Consider the following 20,697-nt stretch of genomic DNA (forward strand, 5'->3'; position numbering starts at 1 on the left):
CGTGACGACCGACCGGCCGACCGCCGTGCCGCGCACCGGCGGTGCTCGCGGGGTCGAGCTGTACACGCGCATCAGCCTGTACATGTTCGTGCTCCTCGAGCCGTTCTTCTCCCTCTACGCCGTGGCGGCGCTGTCCCGGCTCGGGGTGACACCGTCGGCCGGTGGCGCCGCCGTCCTCGTGGTCCTGGTCCTCACGCACACCGGCCTGTGCCTGGCCGCCGTGCACACCGGGTTCGACCGGGCGTTGTGGTCCGGCCGGCGGCCGCGACCCGTCGTCGTCGCCCTCCTGCTCGCGACCGTCGCCGTCGCCGTGACGACGGTGGCGGTGCTCCCTGCCCTGGCCGGCGGCGGCCTGGGCGACGATCCGCGCAGCCTGATGATCGGGGTGTGCGGCGCGGCGGCCTGCGGTGCGCTCGCCGTCGCGAGCCGGTACCGGCGGGTGGTGCTGGCCGGGGTCGTCGTCGGGGTGGTGGTCGCCGTCCTCCGGGTGCTCGCGGGCGTCGAGCCCGTCGCGGCGTCGGTCCTCGCCGGGGCGGTGGTCTTCGTCTTCACCATGTTCTGGGGCGGCACCGTGCGGATGTCGATGTGGATGGTCGAGGTCGTGCGCCGGCTCGACGACGCCCGCGGGGTCGCGGCGCGCCTCGCCGTCGCGGAGGAGCGGCTGCGCATCGCCCGCGACATGCACGACGTCGTCGGGCGGGCCCTGTCCGCCGTGGCCGTGAAGTCCGAGCTGGCCGCCGCCCTCGCCCGGCGCGGCGACCCGCGCGGCGCGGACCAGATGGAGGAGGTGCGCACCCTCGCGCAGGAGTCGCTGCGCGAGGTGCGCGGCGTCGTCGCGGGCTATCGCAGCGCGAACCTGGCCACGGAGCTCGACGGCGCGCGGTCGGTGCTGCGGGCCGCCGGCGTCACGGTGCGGGTCGTGGGCGAGGTGCCCGACCTCGCCGCCCCGCAGGTCGAGGCGCTGGCGTGGGTCGTGCGCGAGGGCGTCACCAACATCGTGCGGCACTCCGACGCGCGCGAGGCCCGCATCGACCTCACCGACCTCCTCGCGGACGCGGACGGCGCGCGCGAGCTGGCGCTCACCGTCACCAACGACGGCGTCCGCGGCACCGCCGCGGCCGCGGACGGGATGGGCTCCGGCCTCGTCGGGCTGCGCGAACGGCTGGCGGCGGTCGGTGGGGCGCTCGACGCCGCGGCCCGCGGCGACCGGTTCGTGCTCACCGCCCGCGTGCCCGCCCCCGGTCCCGAGGGTTCCGACCCGACCAGGGAGGCCGCCGCATGATCCGCGTGGTGCTCGCCGACGACGAGACCCTGATCCGCGACGCCGTCGCCCAGCTCCTCGACCTGGAGGCCGACCTGGAGGTCGTGGCGGTGGCCGGCAGCGGCCCCGAGGCGGTCGCCGTGATCGAGCGGCACCGGCCCGACGTCGCGGTGCTCGACCTGCAGATGCCCGGCGCCGACGGGATCGAGGTCGCGCAGCGGGTGCGACCCGTCGTCCCGGGGTGCGGCGTCGTCGTCGTGACGAGCCACGGACGGCCGGGGCACCTGAAGAAGGCGCTCGCGGCCGGAGTGCGCGGGTTCCTCCCGAAGACCGCGTCCGCGGCGGTGCTGGCGGCGGCGGTCCGGCAGGTGGCCGGCGGCGGCCGGTACGTGGACCCGGAGCTGGCCGCGGACGCCATCTCCGCCGGCGACTCGCCCCTGACCGCGCGCGAGGCGGACGTGCTCGAGCTCGCGGCGGACGGCGCCCCCGTCGAGGAGATCGCGGAGCGCGCCGCCCTGGCGCCCGGCACGGTGCGCAACTACCTGTCGTCGGCGGTGGCGAAGCTCGGCGTCGCGAACCGGCACGAGGCCGCGCGGCTGGCGCGCGCCCAGGGCTGGGTCTGAGCGGCCGGAGCGTCCCCGCCAGCCCGTAGGCTGGACCCTTGTGTACGAGGGCGCAGTCCAGGACCTGATCGACGAGCTCGGCCGCCTCCCCGGCGTCGGGCCCAAGAGCGCGCAGCGGATCGCGTTCCACCTGCTCGCGGCGGACGCGGCCGACGTGCGCCGGCTCGCCGACGCGCTCACCGAGGTCAAGGCGCGCGTGCAGTTCTGCGAGACGTGCGGCAACGTCGCCGAGTCGGAGCGGTGCCGCATCTGCGCCGACCCGCGTCGCTCCGACGACGTGATCTGCGTGGTCGAGGAGCCCAAGGACGTCGTCGCGATCGAGCGCACCCGCGAGTTCCGCGGCAGGTACCACGTGCTCGGCGGCGCCATCAACCCGATCGAGAACGTCGGCCCCGACGACCTGCGCATCAGCCAGCTCATGACCCGCCTCGCCGACGGCACGGTCACCGAGGTCATCCTGGCCACGGACCCCAACATCGAGGGTGAGGCGACGGCCACCTACCTGTCCCGGCTCATCGCGCCCATGGGCGTCACCGTCTCCCGCCTCGCGTCGGGTCTGCCCGTCGGGGGAGACTTGGAGTACGCGGACGAGGTGACCCTCGGTCGCGCGTTCGAGGGCCGGCGGGTCGTCGGCGGCTGACCGGCCGAGACGCACCCGAGACACGCACCGACCGCATCACCGACGCCGCCACCGCGGCGGGAGGGGGCAGCACCGTGGGGGAGATCGAGGCGGGATCGGAGTTCCGGGACGTCGCCGAGCAGATGTCCGCGCAGGCGCGCGTGTTCCTCTCGACGACGACCCAGGTCGCGTCGGGCGCCGCACCGGGCGCGGAGATCGCGCTGCTCATCCTCGCGACGTCCGACCTGCTGTCCGCGGGCGCGCGGCTCGCCGCCATCGTGGACGTCGTCCCCGCCGAGCGGTGGGAGCCCGACGCCGGCCCGGAGACCGACGTGGACCCGCTGCGCGACGCGCTCGCGCGGATGTTCGACGGCTTCGACGACTACGTCGAGGTGTCCGACCCGGCGCTGAGCGCCGACGTCGCGCCCGCGACGCTGTCCGGCGACCTGGCGTGCGTCGCCGAGGAGATCGCCAAGGGCCTGCAGCACTTCGACGACGGCCACGAGCTCGAGGGCCTGTGGTGGTGGCAGTTCAGCTACCTGTCGGTGTGGGGCGAGCGCGCGTCGTCGGCGCTGCGCGTGCTGCAGGGCGTGCTGGCGCACCTGCGGCTCGACGTCGCGGACGACGTCGCCGCCGAGGCGGAGTACGACGCCCTGCACTCCTGACGCGGTGGTCCACCGGGGTGCCGTGCGAGGATTCCCCGCGTGCCCGACCTCGACACCCTCACCATCGTGCTGCTCGTGCTGGCCGGGCTCACGGCCGGCTGGGTCGACGCCGTCGTGGGCGGCGGCGGCCTGATCCAGCTTCCCGCGCTGCTGCTGGTGCCCGGCATCTCGCCGGTGCAGGCGCTGGCCACCAACAAGCTGGGCTCGATCATGGGCACGTCCACCAGCGCCGTGACGTACTACCGCCGGGTGGGACCGGACCTCACGACGGCGGGACCGATGGCGGTCGCCGCGCTGGTGGGGGCGTTCGGCGGTGCGGCGCTCGCGAGCCGCATCCCGGCCGACCTGTTCAAGCCGATCATCCTCGTCGTGCTGATCGGCGTGGCCACGTACACGGTGCTCAAGCCGAAGCTCGGCGCGCACGACAACCTCCGCTGGGAGGGCAACCGGCACCGCTGGACGGCCGCGGGCATCGGCCTCGTCATCGGCGCCTACGACGGACTGCTCGGCCCGGGCACCGGCACGTTCCTCGTCATCGCGCTGGTGAGCGTGCTGGGGTACGCCTTCCTCCCGGCGTCGGCGCTGGCCAAGATCGTCAACTTCGCGACCAACCTCGGCGCGCTCCTGTTCTTCGTGCCGCACGGCGCCGTCCTGTGGGGCCTGGGGCTGATGATCGGTGCCGCCAACCTCGTGGGCGCGTACGTCGGGGCGCGGATGGCGGTCGCCAAGGGCAGCGCGTTCGTGCGCGTCATCTTCGTCGTCGTGGTGGGCGCGCTGATCGTGAAGCTGGGCTACGACGTCGTCACCGGCGCCTAGCGGTGCGACGGGCCGGCGGGGAGCTCGTTCAGCAGCGCTGACGTGACCTTCACGTCCCGCAGCTCGCTCCAGCCGACCGCACGCGTGAGCCGCCACCAGGCGGCTCTCGTGTAGACGCGCTCCCTGCGGCCGTCGTGGACCCGGTAGAGGTAGCCCGTCCGGTCGGACCGGGCGAAGAACGAGATGGGCTCGACGTCGAAGGCGTTCTTGGCCCGGTCGGGGATCCGGGGGTCGGTGCAGTCGCCACCCCAGTGGCGCACGGTGCCGCAGGCGGTCGCCCACATGAGGTCGCCGTTGCCGTCGAGCATGACGTAGCGGCCGGACGGCACCCGGGCCCAGCGGGAGTCGAAGTCGGTGCCCCGCTCCAGGCTCGTCAGGAACGTGCGGCTCGCGTACGAGGCCCGGCCGAGCCGCTCCGCCAGCGCGGCGCGAGCCCGGGTGCTCGTGAGGAGGTGCCGGGTGCTGCCGGAGACGAACCACACCTCGTCGCGGGAGGCGTGCGGCCGGTACTCCACGAGGTACCCGGTGCTCGCGTTCCACAGGTGTCCCCACCTGGCCTGGTCGTGCGCGACCTTGCTGCGGATCTCGGTCATGCGCCGGTCGATCGAGGCTCCCGGGCAGGCGGTGCTGCCCACGTCGCGGTGCCCGGAGATCCGGGCCTCGCGCGAGCCGTCGAGGGTGGTGTGGCCGCGGGCGGGGACGCCGTGCAGGGTGAGCTTCCAGGCCAGCAGGTCGATGACGCCGCGGACGGCCGCGTCGCTGACGGTGGCCTGCTCGTAGTTGCCGAGGACCGACACGCCGACGGTCTCGTCGTTCACCCCCACGGCGTGCGCCCCGACGATCTCGAGCTCGACGCCGCCCGTGCGTCCCTCCCAGATGCGGCCCCACCGGTCGACGAGGAAGTTGTAGCCGATGTCGCCCCAGCCGCGGGTCTTCGCGTGGTACGTGTAGATGCCACGGATGATCGACGGCACCTGCGAGGACGTGTAGCTGTTGGTCCCGGCGGTGTGGTGGATGATCGCGCCCTCGACCTGCCCCTGCCGCGGGGTCCAGGTCATGAGGGACTCGTCGGCGCCCCAGTCGGCGCGGGACCGGATGGCGGGACCGTCGTGCTGGTCCCCGGTCGCCACCGCGCGCGGGAGCCGCACGACGCCGCCGGCACCCTTCCCGAAGGGCGAGAGGGCGCCGTCGTCGTCGAGCGACGGGTCCGTGGCGGCGCGGTCCACCGCGCCCCGGCCGGGGTCGACGGCGACGAGCTCGACGTCGCGCACGTCCTCGGCCGCCACGTTCCCGACCGCCACCTCGACCCGGTCCACCGCCCCGACGACGAGGGGCGCGGACCCGCCCTCGGACGCGTCCGGATCGGGGGCCTCGACCTCCATCGGGCTCCAGGCCGACCACGTGGCCCCGCCGTCGTCGGAGGTGCGGGCCGCGATGTCCAGGTCGGCGTCGGCGGGACCCGACCAGGTGACGCCGACGGTCGCGAACCCGCTGACGTCGGAGGTGGCGGTGACGACGTCGTCGCTCGTGGCCCGCGTCTCGTCCGAGCCGAAGGTGCGGGCGGTGCCGGGGGCGGGCGGCGCCGCCGGCGTCACCTCGACGGTCGCCTCGACGGCGGACGGGTCGCCGCCCGCGCCGCCTCCCGCAGTGGTGGTCGCGGCGGACCGCGCCGGGAGGTGGGGCACCGCCACGGTCGCGGGAGCCCCGGCGGCGACGAGCGCGAGCGCCACGGCGACGGCGGCGGCGGATGTCCAGCGGCGTGCTGTCATCGGTCGGTCTCCTGGCACGGATGGCAGGTGGACGACGCCAACATAGACCGGCTCGTGCCGTCGCGCGGCCCGGAGCGCGCGGGACGACCCGGCCCGCACGGCGCCGGTGGTGCCGGGTGCTCACGGAGGCCACGATGCGAGACGGCGGCGGTGGGCCCGCCGGGACGGCACGTACCATCGACGGGCAAGCACAAGCCCCGGCGGACCGTTGAGAGAGACGGAGGCCGGCCAGCAGAAGGTTGTGACATGGCACTTGTCGTGCAGAAATACGGCGGATCATCCGTCTCCGACGCCCACAGCATCAAGCGCGTGGCGAAGCGGATCGCCGCGACCAAGCGAGCGGGGAACGACGTCGTCGTCGTGGTGAGCGCCATGGGCGACACCACGGACGAGCTCCTCGACCTCGCCGGGCAGATCACCCCCCTCCCCCCGCAGCGCGAGCTGGACATCCTCCTCACCTCGGGTGAGCGCATCTCGATGTCCCTGCTCGCGATGGCGATCACGAACCTCGGGGTCAAGGCGAAGTCCTTCACCGGCCAGCAGGCCGGCCTCATGACCGACGCGGTGCACGGCCGCGCGCGGCTCGTGGACGTGGTGCCGCACCGCATCCGCGAGACGGTGGAGAAGGGGCAGGTCGCGATCGTCGCGGGCTTCCAGGGAGTCAGCTCCACCAACGACGTGACGACGCTCGGCCGCGGCGGCTCGGACACGACGGCGGTCGCGCTCGCGGCCGGCCTCGACGCCGACGTCTGCGAGATCTACACCGACGTCGACGGCGTGTTCACCGCCGACCCGCGCATCGTCCCGAGCGCCCGCAAGATCGACCGCGTCACCTACGAGGAGATGCTCGAGCTCGCGGCGTCCGGCGCGAAGGTCCTGGCCCTGCGCGCCGTGGAGTACGCGCGCCGCTACGACGTGCCCGTGCACGTGCGCAGCTCGTTCAGCAACACCACCGGCACCCTCGTCACCGGCACGCACGGCGACGCGATCGACCCGAACGCCCCGGCGGCCGAGGAGGAAACCCAGATGGAAGCCCCGATCATCTCCGGCGTCGCGCACGACCGCAGCGAGGCCAAGATCACCGTCGTCGGCGTGCCGGACAAGCCCGGCACCGCGGCCCGCATCTTCGAGGTCGTGGCCGGCGCCGGCGCGAACATCGACATGATCGTGCAGAACGTCTCGGCCGCCCACACCGGGCTGACGGACATCTCCTTCACGTTGCCGCACGCCGACAGCCCCAGCACCCTGGCGGCGCTCAACGCGCTGCAGGAGGAGCTCGGCTTCGCGTCGCTGCAGTACGACGACCAGATCGGCAAGCTGTCGCTGGTCGGCGCGGGCATGAAGTCGCACCCCGGCGTCTCGGCGCGCCTGTTCGGCGCCCTGCGCGACGCGGGCATCAACATCGAGATGATCTCCACCTCGGAGATCCGCATCTCGGTGGTGACCCGGGAGGACGCCCTGGACGACGCGGTGCGCGCCATCCACACCGCGTTCGACCTGGACTCCGCCGACGGCGAGGCCGTCGTCTACGCAGGCTCGGGGCGGTGACGCGCTGATGGTCCAGATCAACGAGTCCGGGATCAACGTCGCCGTCGTCGGCGCCACCGGCCAGGTCGGCGGCGTGCTGCGCCGCCTGCTCGCGGAGCGCGCCTTCCCGGTCAAGGAGCTGCGGTTCTTCGCGTCCGCGCGCTCGGCGGGCAGCACGCTGCCGTTCGAGGGCGTGGACGTCGTCGTGGAGGACGTCGCGGCCACGGCCACCGACGACCTCGCGGACGTCGACGTCGCGATCTTCTCGGCGGGCGGCGGCACGTCGCGCGAGCACGCGCCCCGGTTCGCCGAGGCGGGCGCCGTCGTCATCGACAACTCGTCCGCGTGGCGGCTCGACCCCGAGGTGCCGCTGGTCGTCTCCGAGGTGAACCCGGAGGCGATCGCCGACGCCGCCAAGGGCATCGTCGCGAACCCCAACTGCACCACGATGGCCGCGATGCCGGTGCTCAAGCCGCTGGCCGACGAGGCCGGGCTGGAGCGGCTGCGCGTCGCCACCTACCAGGCGGTGTCCGGCTCGGGGCTCGGCGGCGTCAAGGAGCTCGCCGACCAGGCGCGCGCCGCCGTGGCCGGCGACCTCGAGGGCCTGGCGCACTCGGGCGGGGCCGTGACGTTCCCGGAGCCCTCGACGTACGTCGGACCCATCGCGTTCGACGTGCTGCCGCTCGCGGGCAACCTCGTGGACGACGGCTCCGGCGAGACGGACGAGGAGCAGAAGCTCCGCAACGAGTCCCGCAAGATCCTCGGCCTGCCCGACCTGGCCGTCGCGGGGACCTGCGTCCGCGTGCCGGTGTTCTCCGGGCACTCGCTGGCGATCCACGCCGAGTTCGGCGCCGCGATCACGCCGGAGCGGGCGCGCGAGCTGCTGGCCGCCGCGCCGGGCGTGGAGCTGGCGGACGTGCCGACGCCCCTGCAGGCGGCGGGCGCCGACCCGTCGTTCGTCGGGCGCATCCGCACCGACCAGTCCGTGCCCGGCGGGCGCGGCCTCGTGCTTTTCGTCTCCAACGACAACCTGCGCAAGGGCGCGGCGCTCAACGCCGTGCAGATCGCGGAGATCGTCGCCGCGGACCTGGCCGAGCTGGACGCGCTCGACGACGTCGACGCGGCCGAGGCAGCGCCCGCCTGACGTCGGCGCACGACCGCCCCGGGGCCCGGTGACGAGCGATCGTCGCCGGGCCCCGGCACGTACCCGCGGCGGTCAGGCGGTGCCGAGGATCAGCCGGCTGACGCCGCCGGGGTCCTCGAGCATGGCCACGTGCCCCACCCCGCCAGGTACTCGACGCGGGCGCCGGGCACGGCCTCGTACCGGCGCGCCGACGCCGGGTCCCAGCGCGGGTCGGCGTCGCCGAAGACCACCAGCGGCGCGGCGCCCGCCGCGGAGAGCCGGTCAGGCAACGGCCGCTCGGCGAGGTAGGCCGCGTAGCCGTCCATGATCCGCCGGAAGGCCCGGTACCGGGTGCGGCGCACGTCGGCGAGGAAGCCGTCGGGCACGACGACCGGGTGCGCGGTCACCGAGCGGATCCCGCGGCGCAGCATCCCCGTCGTGCGCAGCGGCCAGAGCAGCGGGCCGAGCGGTCGCCCCATGAGGACGCGCACGGCAGCGGCCTCCGGGAGCATCGCGTCCGGGGCGGGCCCGGTGCTCAGCAGGACGAGCGACCCGACCAGGTCCGGTCGCCGCACGGCGAGCTCCGTCGCGACGTACCCGCCGCTGGAGTGCCCGACCACCCAGGGCGCGGTCACGCCCAGCTCGTCGAGGAGCGCCGCGACGCGGTCGGCCTGCGCGGGGACGTCGTACGGGGGCGCGGAGGCCGAGCGGCCGCAGCCGGGCAGGTCGATCGCGAGGACGCGACGGGACGCGGCGAGGGCCGGGATCGTCGGCGACCAGCTGGCAGCGGTCGCGCCCGACCCGTGGACGAGCAGCAGCGGCGGCGCGTCGGACGGCCCGTCGACGACGACGTGGATGCCGGCCACGATCCTGTCGCGGCGGAAGCCTGTGCGGGGATCGCTCACGCTCCCAGCATCGCCGGTCCCGCCCCGCGACGCCGGACGGGCTACGGGGCGCGCTCGGCACCGTCCAGGACGGCGGCGAGGTCGGCACCGGCCTTCATCAGGGCCACGGACCGCACCGCGATCCGGTCCAGCCGCTCCCGCAGCGCGGCCTCGGCCTCGGCGGTGCCGCCGAGCCCGTGCAGCGCGGCCACCACGGCGCGCAGCGCGGGGATGCCGTACCCGGCGGCGCGGAGGGCGGCGACCACGCGGGCGGTCGCGGTGGCGGGCACGTCGTAGACGCGCGCGCCGAGGGAGCCCACCCGCTGGGGCTCCAGCAGCCCCTCGGCCTCCCAGTGCCGCAGCGTGGACGTGCGCACGCCGAGCGCGCCGGCGAGCTCGGTGATCGTCAGGCTGCTCCCGGGGGAGGGCGCCGCGGCTTCGCTCCGGATCGCGTCGAGCGCGGTGAGCGCCTGGAGGGTCTGGGCCCGCTCGGCGGCGAGCCCGGCGTGCAGGTCGTCGACCGCGGCGGCGGCACCCGCAAGGGGCGCCCCCTGGAGCTCGGCCGTCGTGCGTCGCGCGACGACGGGTCCGACGGCGGTGGCGAGCCCCCGGTAGGCGCGGGCGGCCAGGACGTGGCGGGTGTCGTAGGTGCGGTACCCGTTCGGCGCGCGGCGGGCGGGAGGCAGGACGCCGAGCCGTTCGAGGTCGCGCACCTGCTGGACGGAGTAGCCGGCGGCGCGCGCGACGTCGACGGTACGCAGCGTACGGTCCATCCTCACCCCACAGATGCACTTCAAGGTCACGCTTGAACCATGAGCACGAGTATGGAACAGATCGTCGACACGGTGCGGCGCCTCGACGGGGCGCTCGTCCTCGAGCCCCGCGCGGGGGACGGGACGCCGGAGATCGCGTGGGGAGACGCGTTCTTCTACTACGCCCCGGACGGGCAGGTGCCGACCGCCGTGCAGCCGTACGGCACGGTCGTCACGAAGAACTACCCCGACGACGTCTCCGGCGGACTCGACCGGCCGGACCGGTGGCGCGTCAACGTGCACGTGGGCCGCGAGCGGGCGAGGGAGCTCGTGGGCGGCCGGGAGCACGACGCGGTCGTCCCCGACGTCCTGCTCCCGCACCCGCTGTACGGGGACCTGGGGTGGGTGTGCGTGGTGAACCCGGGGGAGCGCACGAGCGACGCCGTCCTCGGCCTGCTGCGCGCCGCGCACGACGCCGCGCGACGTCGGTACGAGCGCCGCCGCGGGCTCTCCTGACCGCCGGTCCCGGGCGGCGAGGAGGCCGCCCGCCTCCTTGACTGGGGAGATGGCGTGGTCCGCGGACACCTGGTCGAGCCTGGCGTTCGTCGTCGCGGGTGCCTGGATCCTCACGACGGCGCGGCGGCCCGGTGCCGGAACGGGGCCGCGCGCCGCGCTCGGCGTCCTCGCCGTGCTGGTCGGCGTCGGCTCGGTGGTGCAGCACGGACCCGCGCCGCCGTGGAACCCCGTCGTGCACGACCCGCCCCTGCTGGGCGCGTACGCGCTCGTCGCCGCGGACGCCGTCGCCGACCTCACCGGGCGGCGCCTGCGGGCCTGGTGGTGGCTCGTCCCGACGCTGGCCGACGTCGTGCTGGCGGCCCTCTGGCCCGGGGCCTCGGTCGTCGCGCAGGGCGCGGCCGCGGCCGCCGCCGTCGTGGCGGTGCTGCTGCGCGCCCGGGCCCGGCAGCGCCTGAGGGCAAGGCTGCTCCTGGCGCTGGCCGCGCTCGGCGTCGGCACCCTCGCCGGGCAGCTCTCGCATCCCGCCTGGCACGTGCTCGCGGCGACCGCGATCGCGGTGGTCGCGCCCACGGTCGGACGGCGCGCCCCACCGTGAGGGGGTGCTACCTCGCGGGATCCGGGACCACCTCGCCGGAAAGGGTTGCGTGCCGACGCGGGTCTATGGTTCATTAGTCGAGTAATGAACCCCAGAACTACTGAACCTGCCGTGAGGAGGCCCGCGTGTTCGACGGTCCTGAACCCATCTACGTGCAGATCGCCACGATGATCCGCGCGCAGGTGCTCGCCGGTGAGCTCGCGGAGGAGGAGCAGGTCATGTCGACCACTCAGTTCGCCACGACGTTCCGCATCAACCCCGCCACCGCCGCCAAGGCCTTCGCCGGCCTGGTGGACGAGGGCGTCCTGTACAAGCGCCGCGGCCTGGGCATGTTCGTCGCCCCCGGGGCGCGCGAGCGGCTGCTGGAACGGCACCGCACCGCGTACTTCGACGACGTGCTGGCCCCGGCGCTCGCCCAGGCCGACCTGCTCGGCATCACGACCGACGAGCTCGTCGCGTACGTGCTCGGCACCGTCCGCCGGGAGCCCGGCGGCCCCACGACCACCACGGAGGAGCCATGACCCCCGCACCCTTCGGCGCCCGTCTCGACGACGTCGTCGTCCGGTTCGGAGCCCAGCGCCGCCTGACCATGGACGGCGCGGCCGTCAAGGACGAGGCCGGCACCGCCCTCGACGGCGTGACGCTCGACCTGCGGCCCGGCGTCATCACGGGCGTGCTCGGCCGCAACGGCGCCGGCAAGTCCACGCTGCTGACCCTGCTCGCCGCGTTCAACCGGCCCACCGAGGGCACGGTCCGCGTCGGCGCCGGCGAGCTGCTCGAGGACCCGTGGGAGAACCCGTGGGTCACCGCCAACGTGCAGCTCGTGCGCGAGAGCGGTGACCTCATGGACGACGAGCGGGTCTCCGAGACCCTCAAGTACTACGCCGACCTGCGCCCGTACTGGGACGCCGACCTGGCCGCGCGGCTGCTCGACACGTTCGAGGTGAACCCCCGCAAGAAGCCGACCGCCCTGTCGCGCGGCAAGCGGTCCGCCGTCGGGGCGACCATCGGCCTCGCGGCGCGCGCCCCGCTCACCATCCTCGACGAGGTCTACCTCGGCATGGACGCGCCCACGCGGTACGCGTTCTACGACGAGATCCTCGCCGACTACGCCGAGCACCCGCGCACCATCCTGCTGTCCAGCCACCTGGTGGAGGAGGTCGAGCGGCTCTTCGAGGACGTCGTCGTGCTGCACCGCGGCAAGGTCCTCCTCGCGGAGACCGCGGAGGAGATGCAGTCCCGCGGGTTCAGCCTCACGGGTCCCGTCGCCGCGGTCGAGGAGCTCGCCCGCGGGCGGCGCGAGCTGCACCGGCAGCGCCTGGGCACGACCGTGCAGGTCACGATCGAGGGCGCGCCCGACGACGGCACGGCCGCCGCGGCCCGCGCGGCCGGCGTCGAGCTCGGGTCGCTGCCGTTGCAGGACCTGTTCGTGCGGCTCACCCAGCCGGAGCCCACCGGCGCGACGGAGGTGCGGCGATGAGCGCCGTCATGGTCACCCCGGCCGAGCGCGACGCGTTCACGGCCCGGGCGCACGCGCGAGCGGTCCGGCGCGTGATGCGGTACGTCGGCCAGGCGATGCTCGTCATCGGCGGCGTCTTCTGGGCGATCTTCCTCGTCGTCACCGTGGGCGTGCCGCTGGTCGTCCGCCAGGCTGGCGGCGTCATGGGCGGGGGCGCGATGACCGGTGCCGAGTACGCCGCGCCGTGGTTCGCGCTGTCCCTGGGCCTGGTCGCGGTCGCCGCGCTCGTCGTGCCGCACCTCGCCGCGGGCGGCACCCGCCGATCCCTGTTCACCGGCGCGCTCGTCGCCGCGCTCGCCGCGGGCGTCGCCTACGGCGTGGCGTACGCGCTCCTCCTGCTCGTGGAGCGTGCCCTCTTCGGCGCGCTCGGCTGGGAGTGGGAGCAGCTCGGCGGCGGGCTGGACGCCGGCGCCGCCTGGCTCGTCGTCACCTCCGCGGGCGAGGCGATCACCGTCGTCGTGTACGCCCTGGTCGGCATGGCCGCGCAAGCCTCCTACCGGACGTACGGGATGTGGTGGGGGACGGCGCTCCTGCTGCCGGGCCTGGTGCTGCTGGTCCTCGTCGACCACGCCACCCGCAACGGGGCGTTCGCGGACGCGTTCGGCGCGCTCGGCCTGGGCGGGGACGGCGCACCCGCCGCGCTCGGGCTGCTGCAGGCGCTCGTCGTGCTCGCGCTGGCCGCCGGCTGGGCGTGGTGGCAGCTGCGCACCCTGCGACTGAGGCCGACGAGGTGACCGCCATGACCACCACCGGCCTCGCGACTCCCGGCCGCGCGCACCACCGCTCCGCGACCCGCGCCGCCCGGCGCCGCTTCCTGCACGCCGTCCTCCTCGCCGGTCTCTGGTTCTGGGCGGGCTGGGCGTTGCTGGTGCTCAGCCTCCCCTGGATCGTCGAGCGCTGGGGCGGCGAGGCGGACGGCCTCACCTACGACGCCGCGGGCGGCCCCGTGCGCTGGGTCGCCTTCGCGGTCGGCGTCGTGCTCACCGCGGGCTCGCTCACCGTGCACGTCGCGGCCGGCGGCACACGCCGGTCCTTCGTCGACGGCGGGCTGCGCGCCGCGGTCCTCGCCGGGCCGGTCCTCGCCGTCCTCGGCGTGCTCCTCACGTTCGCCGAGCGTGCGGTGTACGAGCGGCTCGACCGGTACTGGCAGGGCCCCGCTGCCCCGCTGGGCGTCGACACCCCCACCGGGGTGGTCGTCCAGGTCGTGGGGGAGACGCTCGTCGTCGTCACCTACCTGATGGTCGGCATCGCCCTGGTGGCCGGCTACCGGCGCTTCGGCGGCCTGCGCGGCAACCTGCTCGTCCTCCCGCTCCTGGTGCCGGCCGCGCTGGCGGACCTCGCCACCCGCACCGGGCTGTTCGCCCTCTGGCTGCGCGGCGGGTACGACGACGTCGCGCTCGGCGTGGTCGGCACCGTCGGCGGGGCGCTCGTCGCGGCCGCGCTGGCCGCCGTCGTCGCGACCCGCATGCTCCACCCCGTCCCGTTCCGACCCTGACGCACCACCCGAGAAGAAGCGAAGGAGACCCGAGATGGCAGAGCCCATCGTGGAGGTCCGCAACCTCCGCAAGACGTACGGACCGAAGGTGGCCGTGGACGACGTGTCGTTCGCCGTCCAACCCGGTGAGATCTTCGGCATCCTCGGCCCCAACGGGGCCGGCAAGACGACCACTGTCGAGACGCTCGCCGGCCTGCGACAGGCCGACGGCGGCACCGTGCGGGTGCGCGGCATCGACACGCAGCGCGACCCGGCGGCCGTCAAGGACATCCTGGGCGTGCAGCTCCAGGAGGCCACGCTGCACGACAAGATCACCGTGGGGGAGGCGCTGCGGCTGTTCGCCGGCTTCTACAGCGACCCGGCCGACCCGGCCGAGCTCCTCGACCTGCTCGATCTCACCGAGCACGCCGACAGGCAGTTCGCCAAGCTCTCCGGAGGTCAGAAGCAGCGACTGTCCATCGCCCTGGCGCTGATCGGGAACCCGGAGATCGCCGTCCTCGACGAGCTCACCACGGGCCTCGACCCGCAGGCGCGGCGCGCCACCTGGGACCTCGTGGAGCGGGTGCGCGCCACGGGCGTGACGATCCTGCTGGTCACCCACTTCATGGAGGAGGCCGAGCGCCTCTGCGACCGCCTGGTCGTCATCGACGCCGGGAAGGTCGTCGCCGAGGGGACCCCCGCCGCGCTGATCGACGGGCTCGAGGGCGGGCGCACCGTCGTCGTGCGGTTCGCTCCGCAGGACGTCGAGCGCGGCCGCCGCGAGCTCGCCGTCCTGGCCGACCGGGACGCCGAGGTCGAGGGCGTGGCCGCGGTCGACGGGTCCGACGTCGAGCTCGCCGTCACGGGCACCCGGCGCGTGCTGTTCTCCCTGGTCCCGGCGCTCGCCGCCGCCGACCTCGTGCCCGACGACGTCCGCACCGTCTCCCGGTCCCTGGAGGACGTCTTCCTCGCCGTCACCGGCCGCACGTACGACCCCGAGTCGCAGTCCGTCCTCGTCACCGAAGGAGCCCGGTCATGACCACCGCCGTCGCCACCGCCCCCGCGCGGACGACCCGCAACCGCTGGAGCGGGTTCGGGCCCCTGCTGCGCATCGAGACCACCGTGTGGCTGCGCGACTTCGGGTCGGTGTTCTTCGGGATCCTCTTCCCGTCGGTCATCCTGCTCGGCGTGGGGTTCGCCATCCCCGGGATGAGGGACCCGATCACGGACGCCCCGCCGGACTCGCTCTGGTACGGGGTTCCGGCGATCGCGACCTTCCTGCCCACCGTGCTCGCCATGTCCGTCGGCACGCTCGCGGTCATGTCGCTGCCGGTCACGTTCGCCACCTTCCGCGACAAGGGGGTGCTGCGGCGGCTGTCCACGACGCCCATGCGCCCGCAGAGCCTCATCGTGGTGCACCTGGTCATCAACGTCGTCACCACGCTCGTCGGGTCGGCCCTCGCCCTCCTGGTGGCGCAGCTCGCGTTCGGCATCGTGCGCCCCACCCAGCTCGGGATCGTCGCCCTCTCGTTCGTGCTGGGGATGCTGTCGATGTTCTCCCTCGGCATGCTGCTGTCCGCCGTGGTCAACAAGCCCTCGACGGCCAACGCGGTCGGGTCGCTCGTCTACTTCCCGCTGCTGTTCCTCGCGGGCCTGTGGACACCGGGCCCGATCATGCCGGACGTCATCCGGCAGATCGGCCAGTACAGCCCGATGGGCGCGGCGGCGCAGGCGATGGACACGGGCTGGTTCGGGGAGGGCTTCCCCATGCTCCAGGTGGTCGTCATGGTCGTGTGGACGGCCGTGCTGCTGCCCCTCGCGGCCCGGCTCTTCCGCTGGACGTGACGACCGGTCGAGCCTGCCGGCCCCCGCGGGTCCCGGCAGGCTCGACCGCGCACGGGAGTAAGGTCCCACCCCATGCGCAGAGTGGCTGAGCTCGCCGGGAAGTGGTTCGCGGTGCTCGTGGTGCTGGGCGGGGTGGCGGGATTGCTGGCCCCGACCGCCCTCGCCCCTATCGCGGAGCAGACGCCGCTGTTCCTCGGGATCATCATGTTCGGGATGGGGCTCACGCTGCGGGGCTCCGACTTCGGGCTCGTCGTGCGGCGGCCCTGGGCGGTGCTGCTGGGCGTGGTCGCGCAGTTCACGATCATGCCGCTGCTCGCCTGGGGGATCGGGCACCTGTTCGGGCTCGAGGGCGACGCGATGATCGGCATGATCCTCGTCGGCGCCGCCCCCGGCGGCACGGCGTCCAACGTCATCGTCTACCTGGCCAAGGGCGACACGGCCCTGTCGGTCACGCTGACGTCGGTGTCCACGCTGCTGGCACCGCTGCTCACCCCGGCCCTGGTGCTGTGGCTCGCGGGCTCGCAGCTCGACGTCACCTACGGCGCGCTCGTCACGTCCATCGTGCAGATCGTGCTCTTCCCGGTCCTCGCGGGGCTGCTGGTGCGGGCGTTCGCGGGCGGGATCGTGGAGCGGTACCTGCTGCCCTACCTGCCGCTGGTCTCCGTGCTCGGCATCGTGATCGTGGTCGCCGGGATCGTGGCCGCCAACGCCGACGCCGTGCTCAGCACCGGCATCCTCGTGGCGCTCGCCGTCATCCTGCACAACGGCCTCGGCCTGCTGCTCGGGTACGGGGCGGCGACCCTGGCCCGGCTGGACGAGGCGGCCCGCCGCGCGGTGAGCGTCGAGGTGGGGATGCAGAACTCCGGGCTCGCGGCCAGCCTCGCCACCACGTACTTCACGCCGGCGGCGGCCCTGCCCGCTGCGCTGTTCTCGGTCTGGCACAACGTGTCGGGGTCGATCCTCGCGTCGTTCTGGGCGCGGCGGCCCGTGGCCGTGGACGACCGGCGTGCGGCCGAGAGGGCGTCTAGCCTGCAGCCGTGAGGCCGTTCCTCTTCCTCGGTACCCGCGCGGAGGACGCCGCGGCCGACGGCGAGTACGACGCCGTCCTGCGCTACTCCGGGCTGAGGCCCGCGTCCCTGCGCCGCGTGCGGCTCGAGCGGGAGCCGCTGCCGCGCGTCGACCCGGAGGAGCTGTCCGGGGTGATCGTCGGGGGCGGGCCGTTCAACTCCTCCGACCCCGAGGACGAGAAGTCGGCCGTCCAGCACCGCGTGGAGCGGGAGATGGCGGGCCTGCTCGACGTGCTCGTGGAGCGCGACTTCCCGTTCCTCGGCGCCTGCTACGGCGTCGGGACGCTCGGCACCCACCAGGGCGGCGTCGTCGACCGCACCTACGCCGAGCCGGTGGGCCCCGCCGAGATCGAGCTGACCCCGGAGGGGCTGGCGGACCCGCTGCTCGCGGGGATGCCCGCCCGGTTCACCGCGTACCTGGGCCACAAAGAGGCGGTGCGCGAGCTGCCGCCGTCGGCCACCCTGCTCGCCCGGTCCGCCGACGCGCCCGTGCAGATGTTCCGCGTGCGCCGGAACCTCTACGCCACGCAGTTCCACCCCGAGCTGGACCTGGCCGGCATCGAGCAGCGGGTCGAGGTGTACCGGACCTACGGGTACTTCCCGCCCGAGGAGGGTGACCGCATCGTCGCGCTCTCCCGCGAGCACCGGGTCACCGACCCCATGCGCATCCTGCGGAACTTCGTGACCCGCTACGCCCGCTGAGACCCGTCAGGGCCACGCGCACGTTCCCGTGCACGTGGCCCTGACGGGTCGGCGGGTCAGCCGCGGTTGCGGGGCGTGGTGACGTCCACCGTCATCACGCCGTTCTTCGAGTTCACCGACTTCACGGCGATCTTCGTGCCCGTGCCGCCGACGATGACCGAGCCGCCCGGGTTGGACTCGTCGTAGTACGCGTACGGGTCCTTGTCGTTGAAGACGCTCTCCGCCTTCTCCTTCCACGTCCGCAGCGTCGTCATGCCCGCCGCGGTCTCCCGGTGCAGGGTGAACGCGTCGGACTTGCCGAGGCCGAACGTCGCGTCGAACGACTGGATGCGGTTGCGGGCGAGCGCGCCGTCCGACCACCGCAGCGCCTGCGCGTTCGCGTCGACCGGCAGGGCCTGCCCGCCGCCCGGGTGCTGCGACGTGTTGTTGTCGCCGTAGAAGCTGTTCGCGTACCAGACCAGCAGGCCGTCCTGGTACGGGAAGTGCTCCACGGTGTTCGGCTTCGAGAGCGTCCAGCCGAAGTTGTACGGCCCGGTCTTCAGGGTCGTGTCGTAGCCGGCGTACTGCCGGTTCTCCGCCACGTAGTAGTGCGAGAACTCGACCTCGTACGTGCCGTCCGCCCCGATGACGTGGAAGCCGTCGTTCGTCCAGTCCCCGAACCCGTCGGAGAAGTCCTCGGTCAGCGCGTCGCCGACGGCCACGTCGTCGACCATGAAGCCCTTGAGGTTCAGGCCGCCGTCGCTCTGGTAGCGGAACCGGACCTGGGCGTCCTGGCCGGCGTAGTCGGCGAGGTCGGCGGTGAGGTCCACCCACTTCTTGCCGGAGTCGCCCGAGATGCCGCCGTTGGCGTCCTCGTCGGAGAGGTTCGTCGCCAGCGGTTCCCAGCTGTCGCCGCCGTCGGTCGAGACGTCCGCGAAGGCGTGGTCGTAGCCGGGCTCGATCGCGTACTGCACCTTGGCGGTGAGGGACGCCCCGTCGGGCACGGTGAACGACGGCGACGTGAGCGTGTAGTTCGCGTTGCTGCCGGTGCCGGAGTAGGCGAACTCCCCGTCGTAGGGGTCGACGCCGAGGTCGACGTCCTTGACGCCGTCCGGGAGGTTCACGACGACGGCCTGCGAGTTCGTCGTCGCGTGGTACGACGGGCCGAGCTTGACCGTGGCGCGCTCGCCCTGGTCGACGGTGGCGTAGTCGAGCCAGCCCAGGAACATCTTCTCCGTGGCGCCCATGTGGTTCGGCGTGGTGCCGATGGTGCCGTCGCCGTGGCCGAGCCACGAGCCGGAGCTCATGAGGGTCCAGAAGGCGGTGCCGTTCTCGCCGCCCTCGGTGTCGTAGTAGTCGGGCAGGCCGAGGTCGTGGCCGAACTCGTGCGCGAAGACGCCGAGCCCGCCGTTCTCCGGCTCCGTCGTGTAGTCACGGATCCAGAGGTCGGAGTCGCCGATCTTGATGCCGCCGACCTTCGGGAACCCGGCCGGGCCGTCGGTGCCCAGCGGGTTGACCGCCCACCGGTGCGACCAGATGGCCGACTCCGGGGCGCCGGCCTCCTCGCCCTCGCCCGCGTGGATGGCCTGGAAGTGGTCGATGTAGCCGTCCGGCTCGTCGAAGATCCCGTCGCCGTCGATGTCGTAACGGTCCCAGACGTCGAACGACTTCAGGTACTCGTCGATCTCCTCGGCCGTCTTGCCTTGCGCGACCTGGTCGGCGTACCACGCGTCGGCGGAGTCCTGCACGAAGCGCGTCATGTCCGTGTTCGACTCGGTCTGACCGTAGGACGCCGAGTTGTACGGGACCGTGACCCAGTCGGAGACGTCGCCCTGCAGGTCGAAGCGGCCCGAGGACATCTCGTCGTAGACCCCGGCGAACGACTCGCCGCCCTGGTCCTCCAGCCCGGTGAAGAACATCTCCTCGTAGTGCTCCTGGGAGAAGTCCGGCTCCCAGTAGGTGGAGTTGTCGCTGCGCGTGGGCTCCGGGATCTCGTTGTGCTTCGGGCCGGACTGCGGCGCGTCGGGGAAGCGCGTGTCGGCCTGGTCGCCGAAGTCGACCAGGAAGGTGAGCAGCTGCGCCGTCTGCTCGGTCTCGTACTCGACCCACTGGTTCTTGCCGACCTTCACCGACTTCGACGTGTGGGCGCCCTTGCCCCGGGTCTGCACGGTGGCGTCACCCATGGCGACGCGGTCGACGGCCTCCTGCTTGAGCGCGGTGCGCTTCTCGGCCAGCGGGTCGGGACGGTCGTCCTCCTTGACGTGCGCCGCGGGGTCGGACGGTGGGGCGTCGGACGCGGGCGCCGATGACGCCGACGCGGCGAGGCCCGGGGCGAGGACGGCGGCGGTCAGCAGGGCTCCCGCTGCGCCGAACGCGCTCGTGGTGCGTGCTCTCACGGTTTTTCCTCCAGGGGTGTCGGAGCGACCCGGCCGTGGGGGCCGGGCACCGTCGTGCCGGGGCGCGTCGGTGCGCCGGGGCAAACTGTGGCGGGGCACACATAACCACTTCCAGGTTTCACCCGCGAGACGAACAGGACACGTGTCGCTGACCGGCGGGGACGTCGTCAGCCCGCGGCGTCGTACGCCTCGCGCACCCAGGCGGCGACCTCGCCGTCCAGCTCGGCCGGGTCACGGACCTCGACGTGGTGGGTCCACGCGCTGGACGTCGGGTGCACCACCTGCGTCACCCGCGGGGAGCGGTCCTCGCGGGGGAGGACGAACGAGACGACGGCGGGCGCGTCGACGTGGTCGCGCACCCCCACCCACGGCGGCCAGACGAACGCGAACCCGCGCCTGCGGCGGAACGCGACCTGCGTCTTCGTGGTGCGCGTCGTGACGTCGTCGCCGGTCACCTCCGCGACGAGCGCCGCGAACGCCCGGCAGATCGTCAGGCCCGTGGGGGAGTGCGCGAACAGGTCCTCGGGGGTGGACGGCGTGGCGGGCGTCGGCACGGGTCGCGGTC

At 73.9% G+C, this 20,697-nt stretch carries 22 protein-coding genes; 17 read left to right on the forward strand and 5 right to left on the reverse strand.

Features of this window, described 5'->3' with window-relative positions:
* The first annotated feature begins 1 nt into the window (after nt 1).
* From ACFQ8T_RS08285 to ACFQ8T_RS08305, 5 genes are all read left to right on the forward strand, one after another.
* The gene (locus ACFQ8T_RS08285) at nt 2-1,282 is read left to right on the forward strand and encodes a sensor histidine kinase (RefSeq protein WP_430546073.1); all 1,281 of its coding nucleotides are present in this window, start codon (nt 2-4) and stop codon (nt 1,280-1,282) included.
* Nucleotides 1,279-1,884 carry a response regulator transcription factor gene (locus ACFQ8T_RS08290; RefSeq protein ID WP_430546074.1) on the forward strand — a complete coding sequence of 202 codons (606 nt, stop codon included), beginning with the start codon at nt 1,279-1,281 and terminating at the stop codon, nt 1,882-1,884. The genes ACFQ8T_RS08285 and ACFQ8T_RS08290 overlap by 4 nt, the downstream gene beginning before the upstream one ends.
* Before the next feature lie 40 nt (nt 1,885-1,924).
* Nucleotides 1,925-2,524, forward strand: coding sequence for a recombination mediator RecR (gene recR / locus ACFQ8T_RS08295; protein WP_429766609.1), 600 nt, complete (start codon nt 1,925-1,927; stop codon nt 2,522-2,524).
* Between the two features lie 74 nt (nt 2,525-2,598).
* A complete protein-coding gene (locus ACFQ8T_RS08300; RefSeq protein WP_430546075.1) occupies nt 2,599-3,168 on the forward strand; it encodes a DUF5063 domain-containing protein in 570 nt (189 codons plus the stop codon).
* A gap of 39 nt (nt 3,169-3,207) precedes the next feature.
* The gene (locus ACFQ8T_RS08305; protein ID WP_429766615.1) at nt 3,208-3,984 is read left to right on the forward strand and encodes a TSUP family transporter; all 777 of its coding nucleotides are present in this window, start codon (nt 3,208-3,210) and stop codon (nt 3,982-3,984) included.
* Here ACFQ8T_RS08305 and ACFQ8T_RS08310 read toward each other — a convergent pair.
* Nucleotides 3,981-5,753: a peptidoglycan recognition protein gene (locus ACFQ8T_RS08310; RefSeq protein ID WP_430546076.1), complete on the reverse strand. Its 1,773-nt coding sequence runs from the start codon at nt 5,751-5,753 to the stop codon at nt 3,981-3,983. The two genes, ACFQ8T_RS08305 and ACFQ8T_RS08310, sit on opposite strands and share 4 nt — an antisense overlap.
* A 246-nt stretch (nt 5,754-5,999) precedes the next feature.
* On the opposite strand from ACFQ8T_RS08310, the gene ACFQ8T_RS08315 reads away from it, so the two are divergent.
* Nucleotides 6,000-7,301, forward strand: a complete 1,302-nt coding sequence (locus ACFQ8T_RS08315; RefSeq protein ID WP_430546077.1) for an aspartate kinase — start codon at nt 6,000-6,002, stop codon at nt 7,299-7,301.
* 7 nt (nt 7,302-7,308) lie between these two features.
* Nucleotides 7,309-8,424, forward strand: coding sequence for an aspartate-semialdehyde dehydrogenase (locus ACFQ8T_RS08320; protein ID WP_430546078.1), 1,116 nt, complete (start codon nt 7,309-7,311; stop codon nt 8,422-8,424).
* Between the two features lie 89 nt (nt 8,425-8,513).
* Here ACFQ8T_RS08320 and ACFQ8T_RS08325 read toward each other — a convergent pair whose 3' ends face one another.
* Both ACFQ8T_RS08325 and ACFQ8T_RS08330 read right to left on the reverse strand, forming a co-directional pair.
* Nucleotides 8,514-9,308, reverse strand: a complete 795-nt coding sequence (locus ACFQ8T_RS08325; protein WP_430546079.1) for an alpha/beta fold hydrolase — start codon at nt 9,306-9,308, stop codon at nt 8,514-8,516.
* Between the two features lie 41 nt (nt 9,309-9,349).
* Nucleotides 9,350-10,060: a MerR family transcriptional regulator gene (locus ACFQ8T_RS08330; protein WP_430546080.1), complete on the reverse strand. Its 711-nt coding sequence runs from the start codon at nt 10,058-10,060 to the stop codon at nt 9,350-9,352.
* A 39-nt stretch (nt 10,061-10,099) separates the two neighbouring features.
* Between ACFQ8T_RS08330 and ACFQ8T_RS08335 the strand changes: the two genes are divergently transcribed.
* The 10 genes from ACFQ8T_RS08335 to ACFQ8T_RS08380 all read left to right on the forward strand — a co-directional run bounded on the left by ACFQ8T_RS08335 (nt 10,100) and on the right by ACFQ8T_RS08380 (nt 17,757).
* Nucleotides 10,100-10,555 (forward strand): DUF6194 family protein, encoded by a 456-nt coding sequence (locus ACFQ8T_RS08335; protein WP_430546081.1) that lies wholly within the window; start codon nt 10,100-10,102, stop codon nt 10,553-10,555.
* A 49-nt stretch (nt 10,556-10,604) separates the two neighbouring features.
* The gene (locus ACFQ8T_RS08340) at nt 10,605-11,150 is read left to right on the forward strand and encodes a hypothetical protein (RefSeq protein WP_430546082.1); all 546 of its coding nucleotides are present in this window, start codon (nt 10,605-10,607) and stop codon (nt 11,148-11,150) included.
* Nucleotides 11,151-11,275: 125 nt separating this feature from the next.
* Nucleotides 11,276-11,671, forward strand: coding sequence for a GntR family transcriptional regulator (locus tag ACFQ8T_RS08345; protein ID WP_430546083.1), 396 nt, complete (start codon nt 11,276-11,278; stop codon nt 11,669-11,671).
* Entirely contained in the window at nt 11,668-12,630 is a 963-nt protein-coding gene (locus tag ACFQ8T_RS08350) for an ATP-binding cassette domain-containing protein (protein WP_430546084.1), read from the forward strand. The genes ACFQ8T_RS08345 and ACFQ8T_RS08350 overlap by 4 nt, the downstream gene beginning before the upstream one ends.
* Nucleotides 12,627-13,403, forward strand: coding sequence for a hypothetical protein (locus tag ACFQ8T_RS08355; RefSeq protein WP_430546085.1), 777 nt, complete (start codon nt 12,627-12,629; stop codon nt 13,401-13,403). The genes ACFQ8T_RS08350 and ACFQ8T_RS08355 overlap by 4 nt, the downstream gene beginning before the upstream one ends.
* 5 nt (nt 13,404-13,408) lie before the next feature.
* Nucleotides 13,409-14,164, forward strand: coding sequence for a hypothetical protein (locus tag ACFQ8T_RS08360; protein ID WP_430546086.1), 756 nt, complete (start codon nt 13,409-13,411; stop codon nt 14,162-14,164).
* 34 nt (nt 14,165-14,198) lie between these two features.
* Nucleotides 14,199-15,182, forward strand: coding sequence for an ABC transporter ATP-binding protein (locus ACFQ8T_RS08365; RefSeq protein ID WP_430546087.1), 984 nt, complete (start codon nt 14,199-14,201; stop codon nt 15,180-15,182).
* The gene (locus ACFQ8T_RS08370; protein ID WP_430546088.1) at nt 15,179-15,988 is read left to right on the forward strand and encodes an ABC transporter permease; all 810 of its coding nucleotides are present in this window, start codon (nt 15,179-15,181) and stop codon (nt 15,986-15,988) included. The genes ACFQ8T_RS08365 and ACFQ8T_RS08370 overlap by 4 nt, the downstream gene beginning before the upstream one ends.
* A 72-nt stretch (nt 15,989-16,060) precedes the next feature.
* A complete protein-coding gene (locus tag ACFQ8T_RS08375; RefSeq protein WP_430546089.1) occupies nt 16,061-17,029 on the forward strand; it encodes a bile acid:sodium symporter family protein in 969 nt (322 codons plus the stop codon).
* Complete coding sequence (locus tag ACFQ8T_RS08380; protein ID WP_430546090.1) at nt 17,026-17,757, forward strand: glutamine amidotransferase; 732 nt, start codon at nt 17,026-17,028, stop codon at nt 17,755-17,757. Before ACFQ8T_RS08375 ends, ACFQ8T_RS08380 begins: the two co-directional genes overlap by 4 nt.
* Nucleotides 17,758-17,813: 56 nt before the next feature.
* Here the strand turns inward: ACFQ8T_RS08380 and ACFQ8T_RS08385 are convergent, their stop codons facing one another.
* The gene (locus tag ACFQ8T_RS08385) at nt 17,814-20,132 is read right to left on the reverse strand and encodes an immune inhibitor A domain-containing protein (RefSeq protein WP_430546091.1); all 2,319 of its coding nucleotides are present in this window, start codon (nt 20,130-20,132) and stop codon (nt 17,814-17,816) included.
* Between the two features lie 167 nt (nt 20,133-20,299).
* Nucleotides 20,300-20,686 (reverse strand): DUF5655 domain-containing protein, encoded by a 387-nt coding sequence (locus tag ACFQ8T_RS08390; protein ID WP_430546092.1) that lies wholly within the window; start codon nt 20,684-20,686, stop codon nt 20,300-20,302.
* Between the last annotated feature and the right edge of the window lie 11 nt (nt 20,687-20,697).

This window comes from Isoptericola sp. NPDC056618, assembly GCF_042792715.1.
Lineage (GTDB): Bacteria > Actinomycetota > Actinomycetes > Actinomycetales > Cellulomonadaceae > Isoptericola > Isoptericola nanjingensis.

Bases quoted from the DNA above. Each gene is read 5' to 3' on its own strand.
- ACFQ8T_RS08290 (WP_430546074.1), top strand. From the start codon at position 1,279: ATGATCCGCGTGGTGCTCGCCGACGACGAGACCCTGATCCGCGACGCC.
- ACFQ8T_RS08310 (WP_430546076.1), bottom strand. From the start codon at position 5,753: ATGACAGCACGCCGCTGGACATCCGCCGCCGCCGTCGCCGTGGCGCTC.
- ACFQ8T_RS08315 (WP_430546077.1), top strand. From the start codon at position 6,000: ATGGCACTTGTCGTGCAGAAATACGGCGGATCATCCGTCTCCGACGCC.
- ACFQ8T_RS08320 (WP_430546078.1), top strand. From the start codon at position 7,309: ATGGTCCAGATCAACGAGTCCGGGATCAACGTCGCCGTCGTCGGCGCC.
- ACFQ8T_RS08330 (WP_430546080.1), bottom strand. From the start codon at position 10,060: ATGGACCGTACGCTGCGTACCGTCGACGTCGCGCGCGCCGCCGGCTAC.
- ACFQ8T_RS08335 (WP_430546081.1), top strand. From the start codon at position 10,100: ATGAGCACGAGTATGGAACAGATCGTCGACACGGTGCGGCGCCTCGAC.
- ACFQ8T_RS08340 (WP_430546082.1), top strand. From the start codon at position 10,605: ATGGCGTGGTCCGCGGACACCTGGTCGAGCCTGGCGTTCGTCGTCGCG.
- ACFQ8T_RS08350 (WP_430546084.1), top strand. From the start codon at position 11,668: ATGACCCCCGCACCCTTCGGCGCCCGTCTCGACGACGTCGTCGTCCGG.
- ACFQ8T_RS08355 (WP_430546085.1), top strand. From the start codon at position 12,627: ATGAGCGCCGTCATGGTCACCCCGGCCGAGCGCGACGCGTTCACGGCC.
- ACFQ8T_RS08360 (WP_430546086.1), top strand. From the start codon at position 13,409: ATGACCACCACCGGCCTCGCGACTCCCGGCCGCGCGCACCACCGCTCC.
- ACFQ8T_RS08365 (WP_430546087.1), top strand. From the start codon at position 14,199: ATGGCAGAGCCCATCGTGGAGGTCCGCAACCTCCGCAAGACGTACGGA.
- ACFQ8T_RS08370 (WP_430546088.1), top strand. From the start codon at position 15,179: ATGACCACCGCCGTCGCCACCGCCCCCGCGCGGACGACCCGCAACCGC.
- ACFQ8T_RS08375 (WP_430546089.1), top strand. From the start codon at position 16,061: ATGCGCAGAGTGGCTGAGCTCGCCGGGAAGTGGTTCGCGGTGCTCGTG.